We start from the raw sequence: 20,611 nt of genomic DNA, 5'->3' as shown, positions 1-20,611 counted from the left end.
GATCAGTCTGAAAGGTTGGTCGTCGGGATGATTTGCTCACTGGCCTGGGTGGCACTTTTGCGTTCCCGGCGCTCGTTCATCCAGCTTTCCACTTTGACGCCGAACTCTGGCGGGGCCTTGCGCCCGAATTTCCTGGCGATGTCGAGGATGGTTTGTTGCGCGAGGGCCTCTTCCATGCGTTTTTGCGCAACCATCATCGCGCCATTGATCGCGCACAGACCCTCCAGTGCCCACTCAGGCGGGGCGCCGTCAAACACGGCGCAACGACCACGGATCTCCCGACAATCGAAAATCGACTTGCGGCCGTCGATGGCATTGACGATATCCAGCAAGGTGATTTCGTCGGCGGGCCGGGCCAGCTTGAAGCCACCGCGCACGCCTTCGGTGGCGACCACCAGTCTGGCCTTGGCCAGCTTGGTGAAGATTTTCGCCAGATAGTCCTGAGGGACGCCTTGCAGATCGGCAAGGTCGCGCACGCTCGCTTCGCGCGAGTCGCCGCCATTACCCACCAGAAAAAGCAGGCAGTGGATGCCGTATTCGACACCCGCGCTGTAAAGAGACATGCAAATCTCCGACTGAATCAGTCGTAAATTCTAACAGCCGAAAGTAAGCAAGGCAACGAATCCCTTCTCGTTGAATCTTTTTTCATGACAACAAAACACTCCTGTGATGCGCTGAATACAGGGGGCTCAGGTCATGGGTCGCGTTTTTCGGTGGCAGCCCTCGATAAAAACCTGTTGCAGGACCTAACTAGGATCAATACAGTCGTAGTTGCTCGGTCGCAGTGGCAGGCGCTTATCTGGGTACAAGCCCGCGTCGGTCCTTAAACCGCTCAACTATTTTCAACACTTGGTCATTCCCCCCAGGAGTCAAAAAATGAAACAGCACATTCTGGTGATCGGCGCAGGTTTCGGTGGCATGTGGACCGCATTGAGTGCCACGCGCCTGTTCGACATTCACGGCCACAACGATGTTGAAGTGACCGTGCTGGCGCCTCAGGCCGAACTCCGCGTGCGTCCGCGCTTCTACGAACCGAATGCCCATCAACTGGCCGCGCCGATTGGCGATCTGTTTGATGCTGTAGGGGTCAAGTTCATCAAGGGCGCGGCGCAGACCATCAACGTCGAGCAAAAGCAGGTCGGCTATGTCGATGCCGCAGGGACCCGACAAGTCTGCAGCTACGACAAACTTGTTCTGGCTACCGGCAGTCGTCTGGCTTCGTCGAGCACTCCGGGCGTGGCCGAACATGCCTTCGACGTCGATCAGATCGAGCAGGCCGTTCGCCTGGAAAACCACCTCAAGGCGCTGGCCAGCCAGCCCGAAAGCAAGGCGCGCAACACGGTGGTGGTGGCCGGTGGCGGTTTCACCGGGATCGAAACGGCGACTGAAATGCCGACCCGCCTGCAGGCCATCCTCGGCGACCGTGCCGACATCAATGTGATCATCGTGGACCGCGGCGATAAAGTGGGCGGCTCGATGGGTGAGCAAATCGCCGAATCGATCGTCGAGGCCAGCGTGGCGACCGGCGTGAAATGGCACTTGAAAGCTTCGGTTGTGTCGGTCGATGCCGACGGTGTCACCCTGTCCGACGGGGCGCGCATCGATGCAAAAACCGTGGTCTGGACCACCGGCGTTCGCGCCAGCTCCCTGACCGAGCAGATTCCCGCCGAACGTGATCACCTGGGCCGTCTGCATGTTGACGCGCACCTGAAAGTCATTGGCCAGAACGACATCTTCGCTACCGGCGACGTCGCCTATGCGGCCAGTGACGAGATCGGCAACTACGCCTTGATGACCTGTCAGCATGCTATTTCGCTGGGCCGCCATGCCGGCAACAATGTCGCCGCGCAGCTTCTCGGTGTCGACCCGACGCCGTACAGCCAGCCGAAATACGTGACCTGCCTCGATCTGGGCGCTTGGGGCGCGGTGTACACCGAGGGTTGGGATCGTCAGGTCAAGTTGGTCAAGCACGAAGCCAAGGCATTGAAGACTCAGATCAACACCCAGTGGATCTACCCACCGGCGGCTGATCGCGCCTCGGCGCTGGCTTCGGCGGATCCGATGATTCCCGTGGCCTGATTGATTCGAACGTCACGTCTGAATAAAAACATCCCGCTCGGGTTCGCCTGAGCGGGATTTTTTACGCGTTGATTGCTTGTGTGAAATTTACCGTGTATTTTTTCATGAAATTAAAAATACAAAATTTCACGAGGCCGTATGTTTCAGCAATCCACCCGGCATGTCGCCAGTTACTACGCCCATACCTGCGCCGATCGTCTGGTCGATCGAGCTGCACTGGAAGGTGAACAAGACACCGAAGTGCTGATCATCGGGGCCGGGTTCAGTGGATTGCACACGGCTTTGCGTCTGGCGCTGGCCGGCAAGCGCGTGACCTTGCTCGAAGCCAGCCGGGTGGCCTGGGCCGCGTCCGGGCGTAATGGCGGCCAGGCAATTCTCGGCTGGTCGTGCGACATGCCACCGCTGGAAGCGGCGCTGGGTTACGAACGGGCGCGGCGCTTGTGGGACGGCATGCGCTGGGCCGCGCGCGAGCTGCGTGACTTGCCCGGCCGCCATGAGTTCGATTGCGACTATCGCGCCGGTCATCTCTGGACCTCGGTGATGCCCCGTCGGGTAGGCCTGCTGACCGAGTGGCAACACGAGGCGAGCCACAAGTGGGGCCACGACAAACTGCAATTTATCGAGCGCAGCGATTTGCCGCAGTGGGTTGCCAGCGAGCGTTATCAGGCCGGCCTGTTCGATCCCGAGGGCGGGCATTTGAATCCGCTGAAACTGGCCCTGGGCCTTGCGGATGCGATCGAGCGGGCCGGTGGCCGCATCCACGAGCAAAGCAAGGCGCTGAGCTATGCCGAGGAGGGCGACGGGTTTGTGGTGACCACCGAGCGCGGTCGTATTCGCGCCGATGTACTGGTGCTGGCATGCAACGCCTACCTCGATCGACTCGACCCGCAACTGGCCAGTTGCGTGTTGCCGGTCGGGACCTATCAGGTCGCGACCGCGCCGCTGACGAAGGAGTTAGCCACCGCGCTGTTGCCGAGCAATGTGTGCGTGACCGACAACCAGTTCGTGCTCGATTATTTCCGCCGCACCCCGGATAACCGCCTGCTGTTCGGCGGCGGTTGCACTTACCTGGGCGGCATGCCCAAGGACATCGCTGCCGCGACCCGGCCGTTCCTGGAGCGCGTGTTCCCGCAACTCACCGGCGTCGACCTGGAGTTTGCCTGGGGCGGCCACATCGACCTGACCCTCAAGCGCACACCGGATATCGGCCGCCGTGGCGATCTGTACTGGATGCAGGGGTATTCCGGGCATGGCGTGCTGCCGACACTGGCTGCGGCGAGGGCGGTGTCCGATGCGGTACTCGGTCAGCCCGACGAGCTGTCCCTGTACCAGGGCCTGAACAACGGCAGTTTTCCCGGCGGCAAATACCTGGCCGCGCCGCTGGAAGCCATCGGCAAGGCCTGGTATCGACTGCGCGACAGCATTTGAAGCGACACTTTCTGGAAGCCTCTAGATGGACATGCAAGAAGAAATCTCGGCGCTGGCGATCCTGATCCAGGACCTGCGCAAACACAAGAAGTACACCCTGAAGGAACTGGCGGACAAAATTGGCCGCTCCGTGGGTTTTCTGTCCCAGGTCGAGCGCGGCCTGTCGCGCCCGACGGTGGCGGACCTGACCGCCATCAGCGAAACCCTGGGGGTGCCGACCACCTATTTCTACAGCCTGCCCAAACCCATGGCCTTGTCCTGGGTCACCCGCCCGGACGAGCGCCGCACGCTGTATTACGCCGACGGCATCACCGACATCCTCGTTTCGCCGAAAATGCGCGCGTCGTTCTCGATGCTCGAAAGCCAGCTCGAACCCGGTGCCAGCAGCGGTGACCGGCACATGAAGGACAGCTCCGAGCAGGGCGGTTATGTCCTGGAAGGGGAACTGACCCTGTGGCTCGACGACAACGAACCGGTGACCCTGCATCCCGGCGACAGCTTTCAACTGGCCAGCCATGCGCACTGCCGCTACGGCAACCTGTCCGACCAACTGACCCGCGTGCTTTGGGTTTACACCTGATAACAACAAGGAACAAAACGATGGATGCTGTGTGCTCTGAACTGCTGGCCGAGGTTCGCAACTTCCGCCACTGCAACCCCGAAGTGCGCTACGTCGACCTGATCTCCCTGGACATTCCGGGGCATTTCTACGGCAAGCGCTACCCGATCGAGATGCTGGAAAAAGTCGCTGCCGGCAGTGCATTGAAGCTGCCGCAGAACTGCGTGCTGCTCGGCACCCAGGGTGGGCTGTTCAAGATCGGCGATTACTGCTTCAACGATGGTGACCCGGACGCGCTGCGCCGTTTGGTGCCCGGCACGCTGAAGCTGGTGAGCTGGGAAAAGCAGCCCTTGGGCCAGATGCTGATCACCTCCGACGGCACCGAAAAACCCATCGAATTCGAACCCCGTGAAGTGCTGGCGCGGGTGCTGGACCGTCTGCACCGCAAAGGCATTTTCCCGGTGGTGGCCTTCGAGCTGGAGTTTTACCTGTTCGACAGCCGCTTGAAGGACGGCTTGCCGCAATTTCCCCGTGATGAGTTGACCGGCGATGCCGACGATCAGCCGAACATGCACATCGAGCGCTTGTCGCGCTTCGCCCCGGTGCTCGATGAAATGGTCGAGACCGCTCGAGCCCAGGGCGTCGATGCCACGGTGATCACCGCCGAACTCGGCCCGGGCCAGTTCGAAATCAACTTCGGCCATTGCGATGACGGCCTGCGCGCCGCCGACTGGGCGGCCCTGTTCTGCCGCAGCACCCGGGGCGTGGCGCTCAAGCACAACCTGCGCGCCAGCTTCATGGCCAAACCTTACTTGCAACACCCCGGCAGCGGCATGCACGTGCATGTTAGCCTGTATGACCAGGCCGGCAACAACCTGCTGGCGGCGAACGGGCAGCGGGCGCTGCGCCATGCGGTGGCCGGTTGCCTGGATGTGTTGCCGCACTGCATGCCGATTTTTGCCCCGAACCACAATGCCATGCGCCGCCTGAGCGGCACGGTGAACGTCGCGTCCCGTGCCAGTTGGGGCTTCGAGGATCGCGATGCCTGCTTGCGGATTCCGGAGTCGGACATCAAGAACCTGCGCATTGAACATCGTCTGGCCGGCGCCGATGCCAACCCTTATCTGGCGTTGGCGGCGATTCTGGTGGGGTTGGAGCAAGGCCTGGAAGGGGAGCGCGAGCCGATTGCACCGCTCAACGAAGACCGCGGCAGTGGCATCGATTTTCCATTGGAAATGCTCGAAGCGGTGCAGTCCATGCAAAATCATGCAGTGCTGCGCGAAGGCTTGGGGGCGGAGTTCGTGGACGTCTACTGCGAAAACAAGCGTCAGGATCATCTGGCATTTCTGCATGACATCAGCGCGCGGGAGTATCGCTGGTTTCTCTAGTCGCCCTTAGAAAATATGTGGATATTTAAGGACTTGGAACGTTTATTAACTGGATAGTGAATAAAAATATCTTGTTACAGCGTGAAATATTCCGTAATATCCGCGCCGCGTTCACCACCACGGTTTATGCATTTTTAAATCCCAGGCGTCCATCAGCTGCCTGGGATTTTTTTTGCCTGAAATTTAGTCGGCCGCTGACTCCATCATCGGCGCTCGCTTGCCGAGCTTCATCAGCCAGTAATAACTCAGCGCCGGCACCAGCAACCCGACGATCCACGCCAGGTCCACCCCGTCCAGCGCCGTGGCCACCGGTCCGACGTACAGCGTGGTGTTCATGAACGGAATTTCCAGGGCAATCGCCAGCAGGAAACTGCCGCAGGCAATCCGGTTGACCCGCCCGTAGATCCCGTTCAAGTCGAAGATGTCGTCAATTCGGTACTGGCCTTTGCGCAGGCAGTAGTAGTCCACCAGATTGATCGCCGTCCACGGGATCAGGAAGTAGCTCATGAAGAAGATGAAATTCAGGAAGAAGCTGATGAAGTCGTCCTGACTGATGGTGCACAGGGCCGTGGCCACCAGGCTGATCAGCAGCATGAACAGACCGCGTACCCGCGGGGTCACCTTGAGCCGGGCGAAAGGTTCGATCACGGTGATGGTCGACATGAACGCGCCGTACAGGTTGAACACGTTGATCGACACTTGGCCGTAGACGATGAAGGCGAACAGCAGCACCGCGCCAGCGCCGAACAGGCCGGCGACATGCCCGCCGACGTTGCTGGAAAAGTCGCCGATGCCGACGCTCAGGATTGCCCCGAGAATCATCATCCACGCGCCGCCGCTGACCGTGCCGGCGTAGCTGTACCAGAACACCTGGGCGGTGGGCGTGTTGCTAGGCAGGTAGCGCGAATAGTCGGCGACATAAGGTGCATAGGACAGTTGCCAGGTCACGGCAATGCTCACTGCCACCAGGAACTTCGACAGCGAGAAGCCTGTTGGCAGCCATTGTTCGGCCGGGATCGGCAACTGCAAGGCGAGCACCGTGGCGGCCACGAACACCACCAGCGACAGAATCGACAGCAGCTTCTGCAAGCGGTGAATCAACCGATAGCCATAGAGCGCGACGACGAAGCACAACGCGCCGATCAGGTAGATATTGCCGGACATCGGCAGTGGGCTGACGGACTCCAGCGCCTGGGCCGCGAGCAAGGTGTTGCTGACAAAGAAACCCAGGTAGATCAGCATCACGAACAGCAGCGGCAACACCGCCCCCAACACGCCGAATTGCGCCCGGCTCTGGATCATTTGCGGAATGCCCAGCTTCGGTCCCTGGGCCGAGTGGGAGGCCATGAAAATCGCCCCCAGCAACGAGCCGATGATGATCGCCAGCGCGCTCCAGAACAGGTTGAGTCCCATCACCACCGGCAACACGCCGGATGCAATGGTAGTGATGTTCATGTTGGCGCCGAACCAGATGTAGAACAGCGAACCCGGTTTGCCGTGACGTTCGGTTTCGGGGATGAAATCGATGCTTCTTTTTTCGACTTGCATGGCGATCACTCCTGAGTCCGGACGAGGTGGGATTGCAGACGGGCGATGGTGCTTTGCAGCTCATGGGGTTGGTGGGCAAACAGGTCCGGCTGCTCGGGGATCAGGCTGATGTGATCGAGCTGTTGCAGGGCGCGCTGGCACTCGGACGTGGTGAGGATTTCCAGCGCGTAGACCCAGTTGGCCATGATCAGCAGGGCCGAGTAATGCCCGGCCTCGGTGGTCGTGGTGCAGGCATCGCTGACCAGGCGCACGCGATAACCCAGGGCGAAGGCATCGAACACGCTGGTCAGCACGCAGACGTCGGTCAACACGCCGCAGACGATCAGCGTGTCGACCTCCATTGCCTTGAGTCGGGCATCGAGGTCGGTGCGGTGGAAGGCACTGTAACGGCCCTTGTCGATGATCAATTCACCGGACTGCGGCGTCAGCGACTCGATGATTTCCACTTGGCGGGTGCCGGCGCGGTAACTGCCGGGGCCACCGTCGGCGGCCAGAGGTTCGCCGTGGGGCAGGTCACTGCCGTCGGCCTGATTGATGTGGCGGGTATAGAGGACAGGCATCCGCTGACGGCGGGCGGTATCGAGCAGGGTGGCGGTATTGGTAGCCACTGTGTCGAAGTTTTCCAGGACGAAGCCGTCCTCCTGCTGCATGTCGATGATCAACAGCGCGTTGTTATTGTTCATTGGGCAAACCTGATCAAGACGAAACACGATGCACCGTACGCGCCATGCAATGGCGAGACGCGGGGTGCGTGATTGGCTGTTCGGGTGGGCTCAGTGAACTATTTGCCAGAAACCGTTCTGCTTGGCCGAAACGCTGGCGCGCAGGCGCTTGAAATGCAGGTGCGAAGCGGTCCATTCACCGCGCAGGTAAGCCCGCGCGGCGCCGGAGGGAAGGGCGAGTGATGGGAGGTGACCAGTCATCATTGGAATCGACCCATGTAGGAGCGAGCCTGCTCGCGAAAAACTCTAGGCAACGCGGTGTTTCAGATGGCCCGCGTTATCGTTGGCGTCCATCGCGAGCAAGCTCGCTCCCACAGTTGAGGTGTGCTGACCCCCGGCTTCGCGTCCGGGGAGCAGGGCGGCGCAATCAGCGGAACGCTGGCACCACGTGCTTGATGAACAGCTCCAGGGATTTTTTCTTTTCCGCGTGGGGCAGGCTGTTATCGCACCAGAAGCTGAATTCGTCGACCCCCAGTTCCTGGTAGTACTTGATGCGCGGAATGATTTCTTCCGGGGTACCGATCATGGCGGTCTTGTGCAGGCTTTCCAGTTCGAACTCAGGGCGACCGGCGAATTTCTCTTCCGGGCTCGGTGCGAGGAAGCCGTTGACCGGGGTGGTCTTGTTGCCGAACCAGGCATCGAAGGTGCGATAGAACCTGGAGATTGCCTTGGCCCCGACTTCCCAGCCTTGAGGATCGTCGGCGGTGTGCACGTGGGTGTGACGCAGTACCATCAGTTGCGGCCGCGGCACGCCGGGGTTGTTGTCGAGCGCGGCCTGGAATTTGTTCTTCAGGTCGAGGACTTCCTCGTCGCCTTTCATCAACGGCGTGACCATGACGTTGCAACCGTTGGCCACGGCGAAGTTGTGCGAGTCCGGGTCGCGGGCGGCGATCCACATCGGCGGGTTCGGCTGCTGGATCGGCTTGGGTACGCTGGTGGAGGTCGGGAATTTCCAGATGTCGCCGTCATGGGCGTAGTCACCGTTCCACAATGCCCGCACCACCGGAACCATTTCCCGCAACGCCTGGCCGCCGGAGGAGGCCGGCATGCCGCCGGCCATACGGTCGAACTCGATCTGGTAGGCGCCACGGGCCAGGCCGACTTCCATGCGTCCGTTGCTGATCACATCGAGCAACGCGCATTCACCGGCCACCCGCAGCGGATGCCAGAACGGCGCGATGATGGTGCCGGCACCCAGGTGAATGGTGGTGGTCTTGCCCGCCAGGTAAGCCAGCAGCGGCATCGGGCTTGGCGAGATGGTGTATTCCATGGAGTGGTGTTCACCGATCCACACGGTGCTGAAACCACCGGCCTCGGCCATCAGCGTCAGTTCGGTCAGGTCTTCGAACAACTGGCGGTGGCTGACGCTTTCGTCCCAACGTTCCATGTGTACGAACAGGGAAAACTTCATGACGCTTACCTCGGATCTATTGTTGTCGGCCAGTCGATCGCGGGCCTGTTGATTATTGGTATACCATAATACGAAATCTGTGCAAATGTTTCTCACTGGTCAGTGAGCAACCTGTGGGAGCGGGCTTGCTCGCGAAAGCGGTATGCCTGACAACATTGATGTTGGGTGTGCCGGCCTCTTCGCGAGCAAGCCCGCTCCCACAAGGGGATCAGGCCAGGACCGGCAACGCGCCCATCTTGCCGTGGCAATACACCAGTGGCCCGCTGCTCTGGCGGGGCACGATCAGGTTTTTCACCGCGCCGACCATGATGGCGTGGTCACCACCTTCATATTCGCGCCACAGCTCACATTCGATGACCGCCGTGGCATTGGCCAGAATCGGGTTGCCCAGCTCGCTCAACGTCCACTCGATCCCCTGGGCCTTGTCCTTGCCTTTGCGCGCGAAGGCATAGGCTTCGCTTTGCTGGCCGCCGGAAAGCACGTGGATGGCAAAACGTTTGTTCTTGATCAGGACCGGGTAGGAGTCGGAGCTGTAATTGGGGCAGAACAGCACCAGAGCCGGGTCCATCGACAACGAACTGAAGGCGCTGGCGGTCAGGCCGACGATTTGCCCGTCGTCATCCAGGGTGGTGATCACGGTCACTCCGGACGGGAACGAACCCATGACTTGTTTGTAGATGGCGGCATCGATCATTGGACGGTCCTCGGGTGGTGTGACGCGTTTTTATGTGTTTATAGGTCTGATGGTATACCGTAATACATCGATTGCAAGGTCTTTTTAGGTGAACCGATAAACGTAAGGCTTTCGTCTTAAACCCAATGATTGCTGGGCTTTAAGCTAGCAAACGCTGGCGTGGATCGGGCAGGATGCCGGCTCAGATGCTTGTTCAAAGACCGGATCAGTCTTGTTTAAAGTTTGGAATACCATAATATGGTCCGCATCTGAGGGGCGGCCAGAGAGTCCCCCCGGTTTGGCTTCATACAAAGATAAGAACAGACAAACTCGAGTTCATGCACATGTCCCAGATGTCCCGGCAAGACCCGTTGATCGAGAACCACACGGTCGACTACGTTCCACTCGCAGAGCGCCACGGGAAGGCCCGCGATCTCTTCACCCTGTGGTTCAGCACCAATATCGCGCCACTGCCCATCGTCACCGGCGCCATGGTGGTCCAGGTGTTCCACCTCAATCTGTTCTGGGGGTTGCTGGCGATTGCCCTCGGGCACATGGTCGGCGGCGTAGTGATTGCGCTGGCGTCGGCCCAGGGACCGTGCATGGGCATCCCGCAGATGGTGCAGAGCCGTGGTCAGTTCGGCCGCTATGGCGCGCTGCTGATCGTGTTCTTCGCGGCATTGATCTACATCGGTTTCTTCATTTCCAACATCGTGCTGGCAGGTAAATCGATTGTCGGCATTGCGCCGTCGGTTCCGGTGCCGGCCAGCATTCTCATCGGCGCCTTAAGCGCCACGGCCATCGGGGTGATCGGTTATCGCTTCATCCATACCCTGAACCGCATCGGCACCTGGGTGATGGGCAGTGCCTTGCTCGCCGGTTTCCTCTATATCTTCGCCCATGATCTGCCGGCGGACTTCTTCACCCGCGGCGGATTCAACCTGTCCGGCTGGCTGGCCACGGTGTCGCTGGGCATCATCTGGCAGATCAGCTTCTCGCCGTATGTGTCGGACTACTCGCGTTACCTGCCTGCGGATATTGGGATCGCCAAGCCATTCTGGGCCACGTATCTGGGGGCGACCCTGGGCACGATCCTGTCGTTCACCTTCGGCGCCGTGGCGGTACTGGCGACCCCGGAAGGCACCGAGGCGATGGCGGCGGTCAAGCAGTCCACCGGTTGGCTGGGGCCGATCCTGATGGTGTTGTTCCTGCTCAACATCATCAGCCACAACGCCTTGAATCTGTATGGCGCAGTGCTGTCGATCATCACCTCGATCCAGACCTTCGCCAGCCAATGGACGCCCAGCATCAAGGTGCGCGTGGTGTTGTCGGGCATCGTGCTGGCGGGTTGCTGCGTGGTGGCGCTGGGAGCCTCGGCGAATTTCATTTCGCAGTTCATCGGCCTGATTCTGGCGCTGTTGCTGGTGTTGGTGCCCTGGGCCTCGATCAACCTGATCGACTTTTACCTGATCAAGCGTCGTCGCTATGACATCGCCTCGATCTTCCGGGCTGACGGCGGCATCTACGGTCGCTTCAACCTGCATGCGATCATTGCCTACTTCATCGGCATCATCGTGCAACTGCCATTCGCCAATACTTCACTGTACGTCGGACCGTATGCCAATCTGGTGGCGGGCGCGGACCTGTCGTGGCTGGTGGGGCTGGTGGTGACGTGCCCGTTGTATTACTGCCTCGCTACGCGAAGCCAGGCGCAGGAAAGCCCTTCGGTGAAGTTCGGCTACACCGACTGAGGAAAAGTCGTTTCGTGTTCGTCAGAAAATGCCCGGCGACATGGGGGCATTTTTGTTTTCGGCGAACGCTCAGGAATGGTTGAACACATTCAGGCCGCGTTGAACCGCCGGCCTGGCTTCGACTGTGTCGAACCAGCGTGATAGCTGAGGCAGTTGCTTCCAGTCCAGCCGATCACGGAACGCCGTGGCAATGGTGAAGGCCGAAATGTCGGCCATGGAGAACTGCGCTCCGGCCATGAAGTCGTCCGTCAGAAAGCTTTCCGAGTAGGTGAGCTGTTCAATCACGCGCAGATCGATGATCGCCGCCGCCTTGGTCTGCCCCGCCTGGTGCAGGAAAAAGGCGGCGTGGCTGGGGGCGATGACATCGGTCACGAAAAAGAAATAGCGGTCGATCACCCGGGTGCGATCAGGTCCTGGCTGCGCCGGTGCCAGCCTTCCGGGCGCAATGGAATCGGCGTACTGGATGATGGCGTTGGACTGGTTGATGACCAGCACCGGAGTTGTCCCGTGATCGATCAGGGTCGGCACTTTCCCGGCCGGGTTAAGCGCCAGGAAGGCCGGACCACGGTGTTCCTGTGCATACAAGTCGAGCTTGCGTGCCGTATAGGCGATGCCCGACTCTTCCAGGGCAATCGCGGCCCTCAGGCTGTTGCCGGTGTTCGCGCCGTAAAGTTCGATTTGATCGTTCATGGGTCATTGCTCTTGTAGTGACATACCAGCAGCCACCGATCGCTGCCGATGAAGTCAGTATGATGAAAATCCGCCGCACCGATATTCAAAAACAGTGATCGTCCATACCCCTGTGCGACAAGGCTTATCCCTGTACGAAAACTACTTTCACCGCGTTTGATAATAGCCTCTCGAAGTGTTTTAAGAGTTTCACAAGCCAGTCAGTCAACCCTCGCCTCGAACGTCCGATGACTCATGTCACTCATCGAGCGCTGTTGCGTGGGCGGTAATCGAGTCTTGTCTGGCGGTGAAACCTTCAAATAACGATAAGAAACACCCAGGAGCCCCCTATGTTCAAACGAGCGATTCCCACCGCAGTCCTGCTGGTCACCAGTTCGGTGTGCGCACAGGCTGCCGATACCGCAGGCCATGGCTTTCTGGAAGACAGCAAGGCCAGCTTGTCGATGCGCACCCTGTACTTCAACAGCGACAATCGCGATGGCAGCGCTGCCCCCTCGAAAACCGAAGAGGCGGCCCAGGGTTTCGTGTTGCGCTATGAGTCCGGGTTTACGCAGGGCGCGGTGGGGTTCGGGCTCGATGCCCAGGCGTTGCTCGGCATCACGCTGGACAGCGGAGCGGGGCGCCACGTCGGTAGCGGCATGATTCCCTCTGACGGCGATGGCGCGGCCGATGCCTGGAGCAGCTTCGGCCCTACGGCGAAAATGCGCGTGGCCAAGACTGAATTTCGCTATGGTACCTTGCTGCCGAAATTGCCGATTCTTCTGGCGAACGATGCCCGTGTGTTGCCGCAATCGTTTACCGGCGCGCAGGTCACCTCGAGCGACATCGATGGCCTGACGTTGACCGGCGGTGTGCTGGAGCACGCGGTAGGGCGCGCCTCGACGGACCGCACAGGCTTGTCGGTCGCCGGCAGCACGCAGGACAGCAACAAGTTCTACTACGCCGGCGGTGACTACAACCTCGCCAGGAACCTGAAGACCCAGTATTACTTCGCGCAGCTGGAAGACTTCTACAACCAGAACTTTCTCGGCCTGACGCACATCCTGTTCATCGACAGCGCAAGCTCGCTCACCACCGACCTGCGTTACTTCCGTACCACATCGAGCGGTGCCAACAGCTCTGCCTCCGGCCGCGCGCAAGGCTATCGGGTATCGGGCTACACCGACGACAACGATGGTGAAATCGACAACAGCACCTGGGCCGCGATGGTCACCTACAGCCACGGCGGTCACGCAGTGTCGGTGGGGCATCAACGTGTGGGCGATGGCAGCAACTTCGTCCAGCCCAACCAGGGCAGCCTGGTGGACAAGGGGGCGGGCGGCGGCAGTGTCTACCTGCCCACCGACAAGATGATCCAGAACTTTGCCCGGGCCGGCGAGCAGACGAATTTCGGCCAATACACCTACGACTTCGCGCCCCTGGGCGTGCCGGGCCTGAAAGCCTCGATCGTGTATCTGAAGGGCACGGACATCAAGGCGGAAAACGCCAGTGACCAGTCCGAGTGGGAGCGCGACATGACCCTGGACTACGTGTTGCAATCGGGTACGTTCAAGGGGGTGGGGTTCACACTGCGTAACGCCAGGTCCAATACCGATGCCGGGCGCAACGTGGATCAGAACCGGTTCATCATCAATTACACCTTGTCGTTGTTGTAATCACGGCGCCCCCCCTGTGTGCGGGCTTGCCCGCGAAGGCAGCCTGACAGCCGACCATTTTCTACGGTTGGTCCGGCATTCTCACCCCTGAGCCAAACCCTTCTGCCCCGGCAATCGCAACTCCGCACACAACCCGCCCCCTTCACGATTGCTCAAGGTCAAGGAGCCTCCAATCGCGACCGCCAGTTGCTGGGCGATCGCCAGCCCCAGCCCGGTGCCGCCGGTGCTGCGGTTGCGGGAATTCTCAACGCGGTAGAACGGTTCCATCACTTGCTTGAGTTCCTCCTCGGCGATCCCCGGACCACGGTCGAGGATCTTGATCGAGAGATTGCCATCGGCCTGCTTTTGCACCCGCAACTCGGCGGCACCGGCAAACTTCAATGCGTTGTCCGTCAGGTTGACCAGCACCCGGCGCAAGGCGTGGGGGCGGGTGTCGATGACGGCGGCACTCTTGCCGCTGAGCTGAACATCCTTGCCCACGTCCTGATAGTCGAACACCAGGCTGTCGAGGAACGAGTCGAGGTCGGTGCGGCGGCTTTCTTCGGTGGCACCGTGGATGCTGCGGGCGTAGGCCACGCCTTCGCGCACCAGGTGTTCCATTTCGCCCAGGTCGTTCCACAGTTTGTCTTTTTCGCTGGAGTCGTCCATGAACTCGGCGCGCAGTTTCATGCGGGTGATCGGGGTTTGCAGATCGTGGGAGATTGCCGCGAGCAATTGCATGCGTTCCTTCAGGTACGCCGCGATGCGTGCCTGCATCGCGTTGAAGGCCTTGGCGGCGTGGGCGACTTCGGTCGGGCCTTTTTCGTCCAGGAGTACGGGATGGGCGTTGGGGTCCAGGGTTTCGACGGCACCGGCGAGGCGGGTGAGGGGGCGGATGGCGATTCTGACCGCCAGCCAGGAGCAGGCCAGCATCAGCGCCAGTTGCCCGAGCAACACGATGGGCAGCCAGGGCGACAACGGCACCATCGCCGGGCGGACGTCGATGGTCAGCGGGCTGCCATCGGCCAGGTTCAAGTGCACCTGGAAATGTTTTTTCGGCCCGGGGATGTCGGTAAAGGTCATCGGGTAATCGTGGCCGATGGCGTCTTTGATCGAGGCAATGGCAATGGGCGCATCGGGCATGTCGGTGCGGATGGGCGTGCCCGGCGAACCCTCATTGAGCATGTAACTGTAATTGCGCCGCTCCAGTTGTTTGAGCCAGGCGGCTCGCTCATCGGCGGGCAAGCGGTCGAGGATGGCAACGGACGTGGAAACGTCGGTTTCCAGGTTGCCGAGCATGGTGTTTTTCGAGGACTCGTAGCGTTCGTAGTACTGCGCGCCGAAGGACAGCGCCTGGGCGAGGATCAGGCCGATCAGGAATATCAGCGACAGCCGCGAGGCCAGGGTCCGCGGCCAATGCAGCGCCAGGGTCATGATTGATCGCCCAGGATTTCCACCGGCAGGGAAAACACATAGCCTTCGCTGCGCACGGTCTTGATGTAGGCCGGTTCGCGAGCGTCGTCGAGCAAGCGCTGGCGCAGACGACTGACCAAAAGATCGATGGAGCGGTCGAACAGGTCGGCGTCGCGGCCCTGGGTCAGATTGAGCAATTGATCGCGGTTGAGCACCCGTTGTGGATGGTCGAGAAACACCCGCAGCAAACGATATTCAGCACCGCTCAGGGCCACCATGGTGCCGTCTTCATCGAGCAGGTGACGGGCCGAGGTGTCCAGGCGCCAGCGCCCAAAGGCCAACAGGCGGCTGGCTTCGGTCACCACCAGGTTCGGTGGCAGCATGCGCGTGCGTCGCAGCACCGCGTTGATCCGCGCCAGCAGTTCACGGGCAGCGAATGGCTTGACCAGATAGTCGTCGGCACCCATTTCCAGGCCGAGGATGCGATCGGTTTCATCGTTGCGGGCGGTGAGCATCAGCACTGGCGTGGCCTTGTGCTTGCCGGCGCGCAGTTCGCGGCAGAGCAGCAGGCCATCGTCCCCCGGCATCATGATGTCCAGCACGATCAGGTCCACCGGGGTGGTTTCCAGAAAGGCGCGCATTTGCCGTCCATCCGCCACGACCGTGGTGCGCAGGCCGTTCTTCTTCAGGTAGTTGCCGACCAGTTCGCGGATTTCGCGGTCATCGTCAACGATGAGGATGTGATCAACGTGATCCATTGGGCCAAACCTCTGGTAAATGGGGAATGCCACACAGTCTATCGAGCCTGGGCGGGCTCGCCTGCCGCCCTTTGTATTGCAGTGTATCCGGCTTGCCTGCGGATACACACGAAGGCAAAAAAGCCGATTTTCAGCGGTTTTGTATTGCTTTGTATCCAGGCACCGTTCTGATACGCAGCGATTGATTCACGCCGATTCCCGACACAGACGAGATACCTCGCAGGCTTTTAATAGGTTCCATCGAGGCAAACCAGAGCGCCTCGGCCCAACGAACAGTTGACCTGTTGAAACCTTGAGGAGTCCGCCATGAACACCAAAGCCATCTACGCAGCCTGCCTGTTTGCCGCACTGAACATCTGCACCTTGTCGGCCCGTGCCGAAGCCGATGTCGCTCCCAGAACCTACACCTATGGCACCCAACTGGATATCAGGAAAGTGGTGTCGCTGACCGAGGACACTACGCCTTCCTGCGGCGTGGTGAATGCGCGGCTGACGTACCTCGACTCCCAGTCAAAAACCCAGGTGCTGGATTACAGCAAATTCGCCGACAACTGCAACTCGGAAAACTGAGTGTCGCGATCAACCCCCGCCAAATCCATTTGCAACAGGAAGGACATCATGAACAACGTTACCCGCTACCTGACCGCCATCGTCTTTTCCGCCGCCGGTGCGGCGGCCCATGCCAACGCCGCTGTCGAGCAAAGCGCCTGCGCCAGCAACACCTGCTTCCAGCTCACGCCGGTGGCAGAGAAGGGCACCCAGGGTTTCCTGGCGCAAGACGGTTCCAGCCGCACGCCGCAAGGGCAGTTACTGGATGAGCAGACCGCTTGAAAACACCTCGATCCACTGTGGGAGCGGGCTTGCTCGCGAAAGCGATTGTTCAATCAACGATGTGTCGTCTGACCCGACGCATTCGCGAGCAAGCCCGCTCCCACATGGGTTCTGTGTTGCCCTCTAATTTGCATTAGGTGATCCCATGTTACTCATCGCTTTCCTGGGCGGCATATTGACCGTCCTCAGCCCGTGCATCCTGCCGGTCGTGCCGTTCCTGTTTGCCGGGGCCGACCGTACACGCTCTTCGATCCTGCTGACCCTCGGCGGCATGGTCCTGACCTTTGCCCTGGTCTCCAGCCTGGCCGTGGTCAGCAGTGAGTGGGTGATACAGGCCAGCAACACCGGCCGCCACGTGGCGCTGGCGGTGATGGTGCTGTTCGCCCTGTCGCTGATCTCCGCCCGGGTCGGTGACTGGCTGGCCCGTCCCTTCGTGCTGCTGGGCAATCGCATCGACCCGGACTCGCGCAAGATGTCCGGGCCGCTGGCTTCGATCATGATCGGTGTCGCCACCGGGCTGCTCTGGGCACCCTGCGCGGGGCCGATCCTCGGGGTGATTCTCACCAGCGCCATGCTGCAAGGTGCGAACGCCGGCACCAGTCTGTTGCTGGTGGCCTATGGCGCGGGCAGTGCGCTGTCCCTGGGCATCTTGATCTTTGCCGGGCGCGGCCTGGTCAATCGCTTGAAACCGTCGATTCCGGTCACCGGCTGGTTGCGCCGTGGCGCCGGGGTTGCGGTGCTCGCCGGTGCGGCGGTGATTGCAACGGGGGCCAATGACCTGTTGCTGGCCAACACCTCATCGCAAGGTGTCAACAGTGTGGAGAAAGGCGTGCTGGAAGCCGTGCCGAAAGTCGTCGATTACCTGGTCAGCAAGGTCAAGGCAGACAGCACCATGGGCGATGCCCAAGGCGCCATGCCCTCGCTGTCCGGCGCGGTGGAATGGCTCAACTCGCCGGCACTGAGCAACGAAGCCCTGAAAGGCAAAGTGGTACTGGTGGACTTCTGGACCTTCGACTGCATCAACTGCAAGCACACCCTGCCGTACGTGAAGGAATGGGCGAAGAAATACGAAAAGGACGGACTGGTGGTGATCGGCGTGCACACGCCTGAATACGGCTTTGAGCGCATCATCGACAACGTCAGGGCCAAGGTGAAGGAATACGGCATCACCTACCCAGTGGCGATCGACAACAACTACGCGATCTGGCGCAACTTCGACAACCAGTACTGGCCGGCGCACTACCTGATCGATGCCAAGGGGCAAGTGCGTTACACCCACTTCGGCGAAGGTAGTTACGACACTCAGGAAAAAATGATTCAGCAGTTGCTGGAGGAGGCCAAGGCCGGCACGCCAGCGGCGTAACTTGCTCGATCAATGGCTCACGGGTCTTGCCCCGTGGGCCATGGTTTTTTTCTCCTGTCCGCGCCGCCACGCCGCCGGTGGCGCACCGAACTCGCGACGGAAGGCGCGGCTGAAAGCGGTATCGGTCTGGTAACCCACTTCTTCGGCGATGCGCGTCAATGAGCTGTTGCTGCTGCGTAACAGGTTGGCGGCGAGCAACATGCGCCATTGCGTCAGGTACTGCATCGGCGACACCCCCACCAGTTGCTGGAAGCGTTCGGCCAACACCGATCTTGAGGTGCTGGCGGTGCGCGCCAGTTCGTCCAGCGTCCAGGCGTGGCAAGGTTTTTTGTGCAAGGCGTTGAGGGCGGCGCCGACGATGCGGTCGCGCACACCGGCCAGCCAGCCGGTGCGGCCTTCGCCTTGTTCGTTCATGTACAGGCGCAACACTTCGATGAACAGCACTTCGGCCAGTTTGGCCAATACCCCTTCACCGCCAGGGCGGGGCGAGCGGGCTTCGGCGAGGGCATAGCGCACGGAGGATTCCAGCCAGATACCGGCATCCGAACCGCGCACATTGACCCGCACCACCGCCGGCAAGCCCTTGAGCAATATGCCCGCCAGGCGCGTGTCGCACGCCAGGTAACCGCACACCAACCGGGTGACCGCGCCACCCCCGCCATAACTCAACTGCCGGGGCCGGCGCGCCAGCACGGCATCCAGTCGCGCACCCGTGGCGGGGGGCAATCCGGGACGTGAGCACATGCGATGGGCGTCGCCCTGGGGGAAGATCACCACATCGCCCGCACTCAGATGCAGCGGCGGGTCATCGCCCAGTTCAACGTAGCACTCACCTTCGGTTATCAGGTGAAAGATCACTACCCGTTCCGCATCGGGCTCCAGAAACGGCGCGGCGGTGTCGGCGCTGGGCGACTGGTAGCACCAGGGCGCGGTGAACCGGGCGTTGATAAAGATCGCGCCGACCAGATGCACGACGCGCAGGGTCTGCGACAGAGCGTCCATTGGGGGTTTCCCGTGGAAGGATTTCTGATTGTGAGCGCCTCGGCGCGCAACGTGGAATCTCCGGACGATCGGGCAGGGTTGGGCGACGATCGGACAGGACGCCAGCGCCCGTCAGGGCGATAGTTTGATCACAGGGTGAGTGCCGCCCTGCCATCAAGAACAATAAAGAGAGGTTGCCATGCCTAAGTTCGTCATTGAACGTGAGATCCAGGGCGCCGGAGCATTATCGGATAGGGATTTGAAAGCCGCTTCGCAAAAGTCCTGCCGGGCGTTGCGTGAGTTGCCTGAGGTGCAGTGGCTGCAGAGCTATGTCACCGGTGACAAGCTCTACTGCGTGTACATCTCGCCGAACGAAGAGCAGATCAGGGAGCACGCTCGGGTGAGCGGGTTTCCCGCCAATCGCATTTCCCAGGTCATGAACATCATCGATCCGACAACGGCGGAGTGAATGCCCGCCAGGCCCGACTCGTGTTTCAACCCAGAGACCTTCTCCATGAGTACACCTATTGATCTGACTGCCTTGAAAAACCGCCAGATGGCCTCCTGGGCCAGCGGCGACTACGCCGTGATCGGCACTACCCTGCAGATCGTCGGCGAGCAACTGGCCGAAGCCTGTGACCTGTTGTGCGATGAGCGCGTGCTCGACGTTGCCGCCGGTAACGGCAACGCAACCCTCGCGGCTGCGCGCCGTGGCTGCCAGGTGACGTCCACCGACTATGTCGCCGCCTTGCTCGAACGCGGCGAAGAACGGGCCCGGGCAGAACGGCTGAATGTCTCCTTCCAGGTCGCCGATGCCGAAGCCTTGCCCTTTGCCGACGGCAGCTTTGATGCCGTGCTGTCGACCTTTGGTGTGATGTTCACGCCGGACCAGCCCAAAGCCGCCGCGGAACTGGCACGGGTTTGTCGCCCGGGCGGGCGGATTGGCTTGGCCAACTGGACGCCGGAAGGTTTCGTCGGCCAGATGTTCAAGACCCTTGGCCAGCACCTGCCACCCCCTCCGGGTGCCAATCCACCCTCACGCTGGGGCACCGAAGCCTGGCTGCACGAGCATTTCGACGAGCGTGAATTCCTGCTCCAGGTGACGCGTCGCACGTTCAATTTCCGCTATCGCTCGGCGGCGCATTTCATCGACACCTTCCGCCAGTGGTACGGGCCGGTGCACAAGGCCTTCGCCGCGCTGCCCGAGGATGGCGCCAAGGCCCTGGAGACCGACTTGACCGAGCTGATCAACCGGTTGAACCGGGCGGGCAACAAGTCGCTGGTGGTGCCGAGTGAATACCTGGAGGTGGTGATCACGCGGCGTTGAGTTGACACAAGTCCAGTGTGGGAGCGGGCTTGCTCGCGAAAGCGGTGTATCAGCC

The 20,611-nt window shown here is 60.8% G+C and carries 21 protein-coding genes; 11 read left to right on the top strand and 10 right to left on the bottom strand.

The features are described from left to right. Nucleotides 1–2: 2 nt before the first annotated feature. Complete coding sequence (locus tag KGB20_RS16380) at nucleotides 3–563, bottom strand: RrF2 family transcriptional regulator (protein ID WP_154862408.1); 561 nt, start codon at nucleotides 561–563, stop codon at nucleotides 3–5. Nucleotides 564–876: 313 nt separating this feature from the next. On the opposite strand from KGB20_RS16380, the gene KGB20_RS16375 reads away from it, so the two are divergent. From KGB20_RS16375 to KGB20_RS16360, 4 genes are all read left to right on the top strand, one after another. Continuing rightward, the gene (locus tag KGB20_RS16375) at nucleotides 877–2,079 is read left to right on the top strand and encodes an NAD(P)/FAD-dependent oxidoreductase (RefSeq protein ID WP_154862409.1); all 1,203 of its coding nucleotides are present in this window, start codon (nucleotides 877–879) and stop codon (nucleotides 2,077–2,079) included. A gap of 138 nt (nucleotides 2,080–2,217) precedes the next feature. Further along, nucleotides 2,218–3,507: an NAD(P)/FAD-dependent oxidoreductase gene (locus KGB20_RS16370; protein ID WP_154910975.1), complete on the top strand. Its 1,290-nt coding sequence runs from the start codon at nucleotides 2,218–2,220 to the stop codon at nucleotides 3,505–3,507. Nucleotides 3,508–3,532: 25 nt separating this feature from the next. After that, nucleotides 3,533–4,087 (top strand): helix-turn-helix domain-containing protein, encoded by a 555-nt coding sequence (locus KGB20_RS16365; protein WP_008000492.1) that lies wholly within the window; start codon nucleotides 3,533–3,535, stop codon nucleotides 4,085–4,087. 20 nt (nucleotides 4,088–4,107) lie between these two features. Beyond that, the gene (locus KGB20_RS16360; RefSeq protein WP_154910976.1) at nucleotides 4,108–5,454 is read left to right on the top strand and encodes a glutamine synthetase family protein; all 1,347 of its coding nucleotides are present in this window, start codon (nucleotides 4,108–4,110) and stop codon (nucleotides 5,452–5,454) included. A gap of 183 nt (nucleotides 5,455–5,637) precedes the next feature. Here the strand turns inward: KGB20_RS16360 and KGB20_RS16355 are convergent, their stop codons facing one another. The 5 genes from KGB20_RS16355 to KGB20_RS16335 all read right to left on the bottom strand — a co-directional run bounded on the left by KGB20_RS16355 (nucleotide 5,638) and on the right by KGB20_RS16335 (nucleotide 9,829). Further along, nucleotides 5,638–7,002: a purine-cytosine permease family protein gene (locus KGB20_RS16355; RefSeq protein WP_154910977.1), complete on the bottom strand. Its 1,365-nt coding sequence runs from the start codon at nucleotides 7,000–7,002 to the stop codon at nucleotides 5,638–5,640. A gap of 5 nt (nucleotides 7,003–7,007) precedes the next feature. Next, nucleotides 7,008–7,685: an isochorismatase family cysteine hydrolase gene (locus KGB20_RS16350; protein ID WP_154910978.1), complete on the bottom strand. Its 678-nt coding sequence runs from the start codon at nucleotides 7,683–7,685 to the stop codon at nucleotides 7,008–7,010. Nucleotides 7,686–7,775: 90 nt separating this feature from the next. Further along, nucleotides 7,776–7,925 carry a hypothetical protein gene (locus tag KGB20_RS16345; RefSeq protein WP_167362844.1) on the bottom strand — a complete coding sequence of 50 codons (150 nt, stop codon included), beginning with the start codon at nucleotides 7,923–7,925 and terminating at the stop codon, nucleotides 7,776–7,778. Nucleotides 7,926–8,091: 166 nt separating this feature from the next. Beyond that, complete coding sequence (locus KGB20_RS16340) at nucleotides 8,092–9,135, bottom strand: LLM class flavin-dependent oxidoreductase (RefSeq protein ID WP_046043514.1); 1,044 nt, start codon at nucleotides 9,133–9,135, stop codon at nucleotides 8,092–8,094. 208 nt (nucleotides 9,136–9,343) lie between these two features. After that, nucleotides 9,344–9,829: a flavin reductase family protein gene (locus tag KGB20_RS16335; protein WP_057715451.1), complete on the bottom strand. Its 486-nt coding sequence runs from the start codon at nucleotides 9,827–9,829 to the stop codon at nucleotides 9,344–9,346. Between the two features lie 323 nt (nucleotides 9,830–10,152). On the opposite strand from KGB20_RS16335, the gene KGB20_RS16330 reads away from it, so the two are divergent. Beyond that, nucleotides 10,153–11,559: a purine-cytosine permease family protein gene (locus tag KGB20_RS16330; RefSeq protein WP_154910979.1), complete on the top strand. Its 1,407-nt coding sequence runs from the start codon at nucleotides 10,153–10,155 to the stop codon at nucleotides 11,557–11,559. A 69-nt stretch (nucleotides 11,560–11,628) separates the two neighbouring features. Here KGB20_RS16330 and KGB20_RS16325 read toward each other — a convergent pair whose 3' ends face one another. Continuing rightward, entirely contained in the window at nucleotides 11,629–12,249 is a 621-nt protein-coding gene (locus KGB20_RS16325; RefSeq protein ID WP_154910980.1) for a glutathione S-transferase family protein, read from the bottom strand. Between the two features lie 329 nt (nucleotides 12,250–12,578). Between KGB20_RS16325 and KGB20_RS16320 the strand changes: the two genes are divergently transcribed. Then, nucleotides 12,579–13,904, top strand: coding sequence for an OprD family porin (locus KGB20_RS16320; protein ID WP_154910981.1), 1,326 nt, complete (start codon nucleotides 12,579–12,581; stop codon nucleotides 13,902–13,904). Between the two features lie 81 nt (nucleotides 13,905–13,985). Here the strand turns inward: KGB20_RS16320 and KGB20_RS16315 are convergent, their stop codons facing one another. Both KGB20_RS16315 and KGB20_RS16310 read right to left on the bottom strand, forming a co-directional pair. Next, nucleotides 13,986–15,317, bottom strand: a complete 1,332-nt coding sequence (locus KGB20_RS16315; RefSeq protein WP_150814953.1) for an ATP-binding protein — start codon at nucleotides 15,315–15,317, stop codon at nucleotides 13,986–13,988. Further along, complete coding sequence (locus tag KGB20_RS16310) at nucleotides 15,314–16,054, bottom strand: response regulator (RefSeq protein ID WP_008050458.1); 741 nt, start codon at nucleotides 16,052–16,054, stop codon at nucleotides 15,314–15,316. Before KGB20_RS16310 ends, KGB20_RS16315 begins: the two co-directional genes overlap by 4 nt. Before the next feature lie 306 nt (nucleotides 16,055–16,360). Here KGB20_RS16310 and KGB20_RS16305 point away from each other — a divergent pair, with 306 nt between their 5' ends. From KGB20_RS16305 to KGB20_RS16295, 3 genes are all read left to right on the top strand, one after another. Beyond that, nucleotides 16,361–16,624, top strand: coding sequence for a DUF2790 domain-containing protein (locus KGB20_RS16305; RefSeq protein WP_057715446.1), 264 nt, complete (start codon nucleotides 16,361–16,363; stop codon nucleotides 16,622–16,624). A gap of 48 nt (nucleotides 16,625–16,672) precedes the next feature. Further along, nucleotides 16,673–16,885 (top strand): hypothetical protein, encoded by a 213-nt coding sequence (locus tag KGB20_RS16300; protein ID WP_150814952.1) that lies wholly within the window; start codon nucleotides 16,673–16,675, stop codon nucleotides 16,883–16,885. A 145-nt stretch (nucleotides 16,886–17,030) separates the two neighbouring features. Further along, entirely contained in the window at nucleotides 17,031–18,248 is a 1,218-nt protein-coding gene (locus KGB20_RS16295) for a cytochrome c biogenesis protein DipZ (RefSeq protein ID WP_154910982.1), read from the top strand. Between the two features lie 9 nt (nucleotides 18,249–18,257). Here KGB20_RS16295 and KGB20_RS16290 read toward each other — a convergent pair whose 3' ends face one another. Next, the gene (locus KGB20_RS16290) at nucleotides 18,258–19,250 is read right to left on the bottom strand and encodes an AraC family transcriptional regulator (RefSeq protein WP_150814995.1); all 993 of its coding nucleotides are present in this window, start codon (nucleotides 19,248–19,250) and stop codon (nucleotides 18,258–18,260) included. A gap of 178 nt (nucleotides 19,251–19,428) precedes the next feature. On the opposite strand from KGB20_RS16290, the gene KGB20_RS16285 reads away from it, so the two are divergent. Together KGB20_RS16285 and KGB20_RS16280 are read left to right on the top strand one after the other, a co-directional pair. Beyond that, nucleotides 19,429–19,698, top strand: coding sequence for a DUF4242 domain-containing protein (locus KGB20_RS16285; protein ID WP_057715442.1), 270 nt, complete (start codon nucleotides 19,429–19,431; stop codon nucleotides 19,696–19,698). A gap of 45 nt (nucleotides 19,699–19,743) precedes the next feature. Then, the gene (locus KGB20_RS16280; RefSeq protein WP_057715441.1) at nucleotides 19,744–20,556 is read left to right on the top strand and encodes a class I SAM-dependent methyltransferase; all 813 of its coding nucleotides are present in this window, start codon (nucleotides 19,744–19,746) and stop codon (nucleotides 20,554–20,556) included. Nucleotides 20,557–20,611: the final 55 nt, after the last annotated feature.

This window comes from Pseudomonas sp. BF-R-30, from assembly GCF_019956175.1.
GTDB lineage: Bacteria > Pseudomonadota > Gammaproteobacteria > Pseudomonadales > Pseudomonadaceae > Aquipseudomonas > Aquipseudomonas jessenii.
Note: the sequence above shows the minus strand (reverse complement) of the source record. Positions and strands in the feature narration are given on the sequence as shown.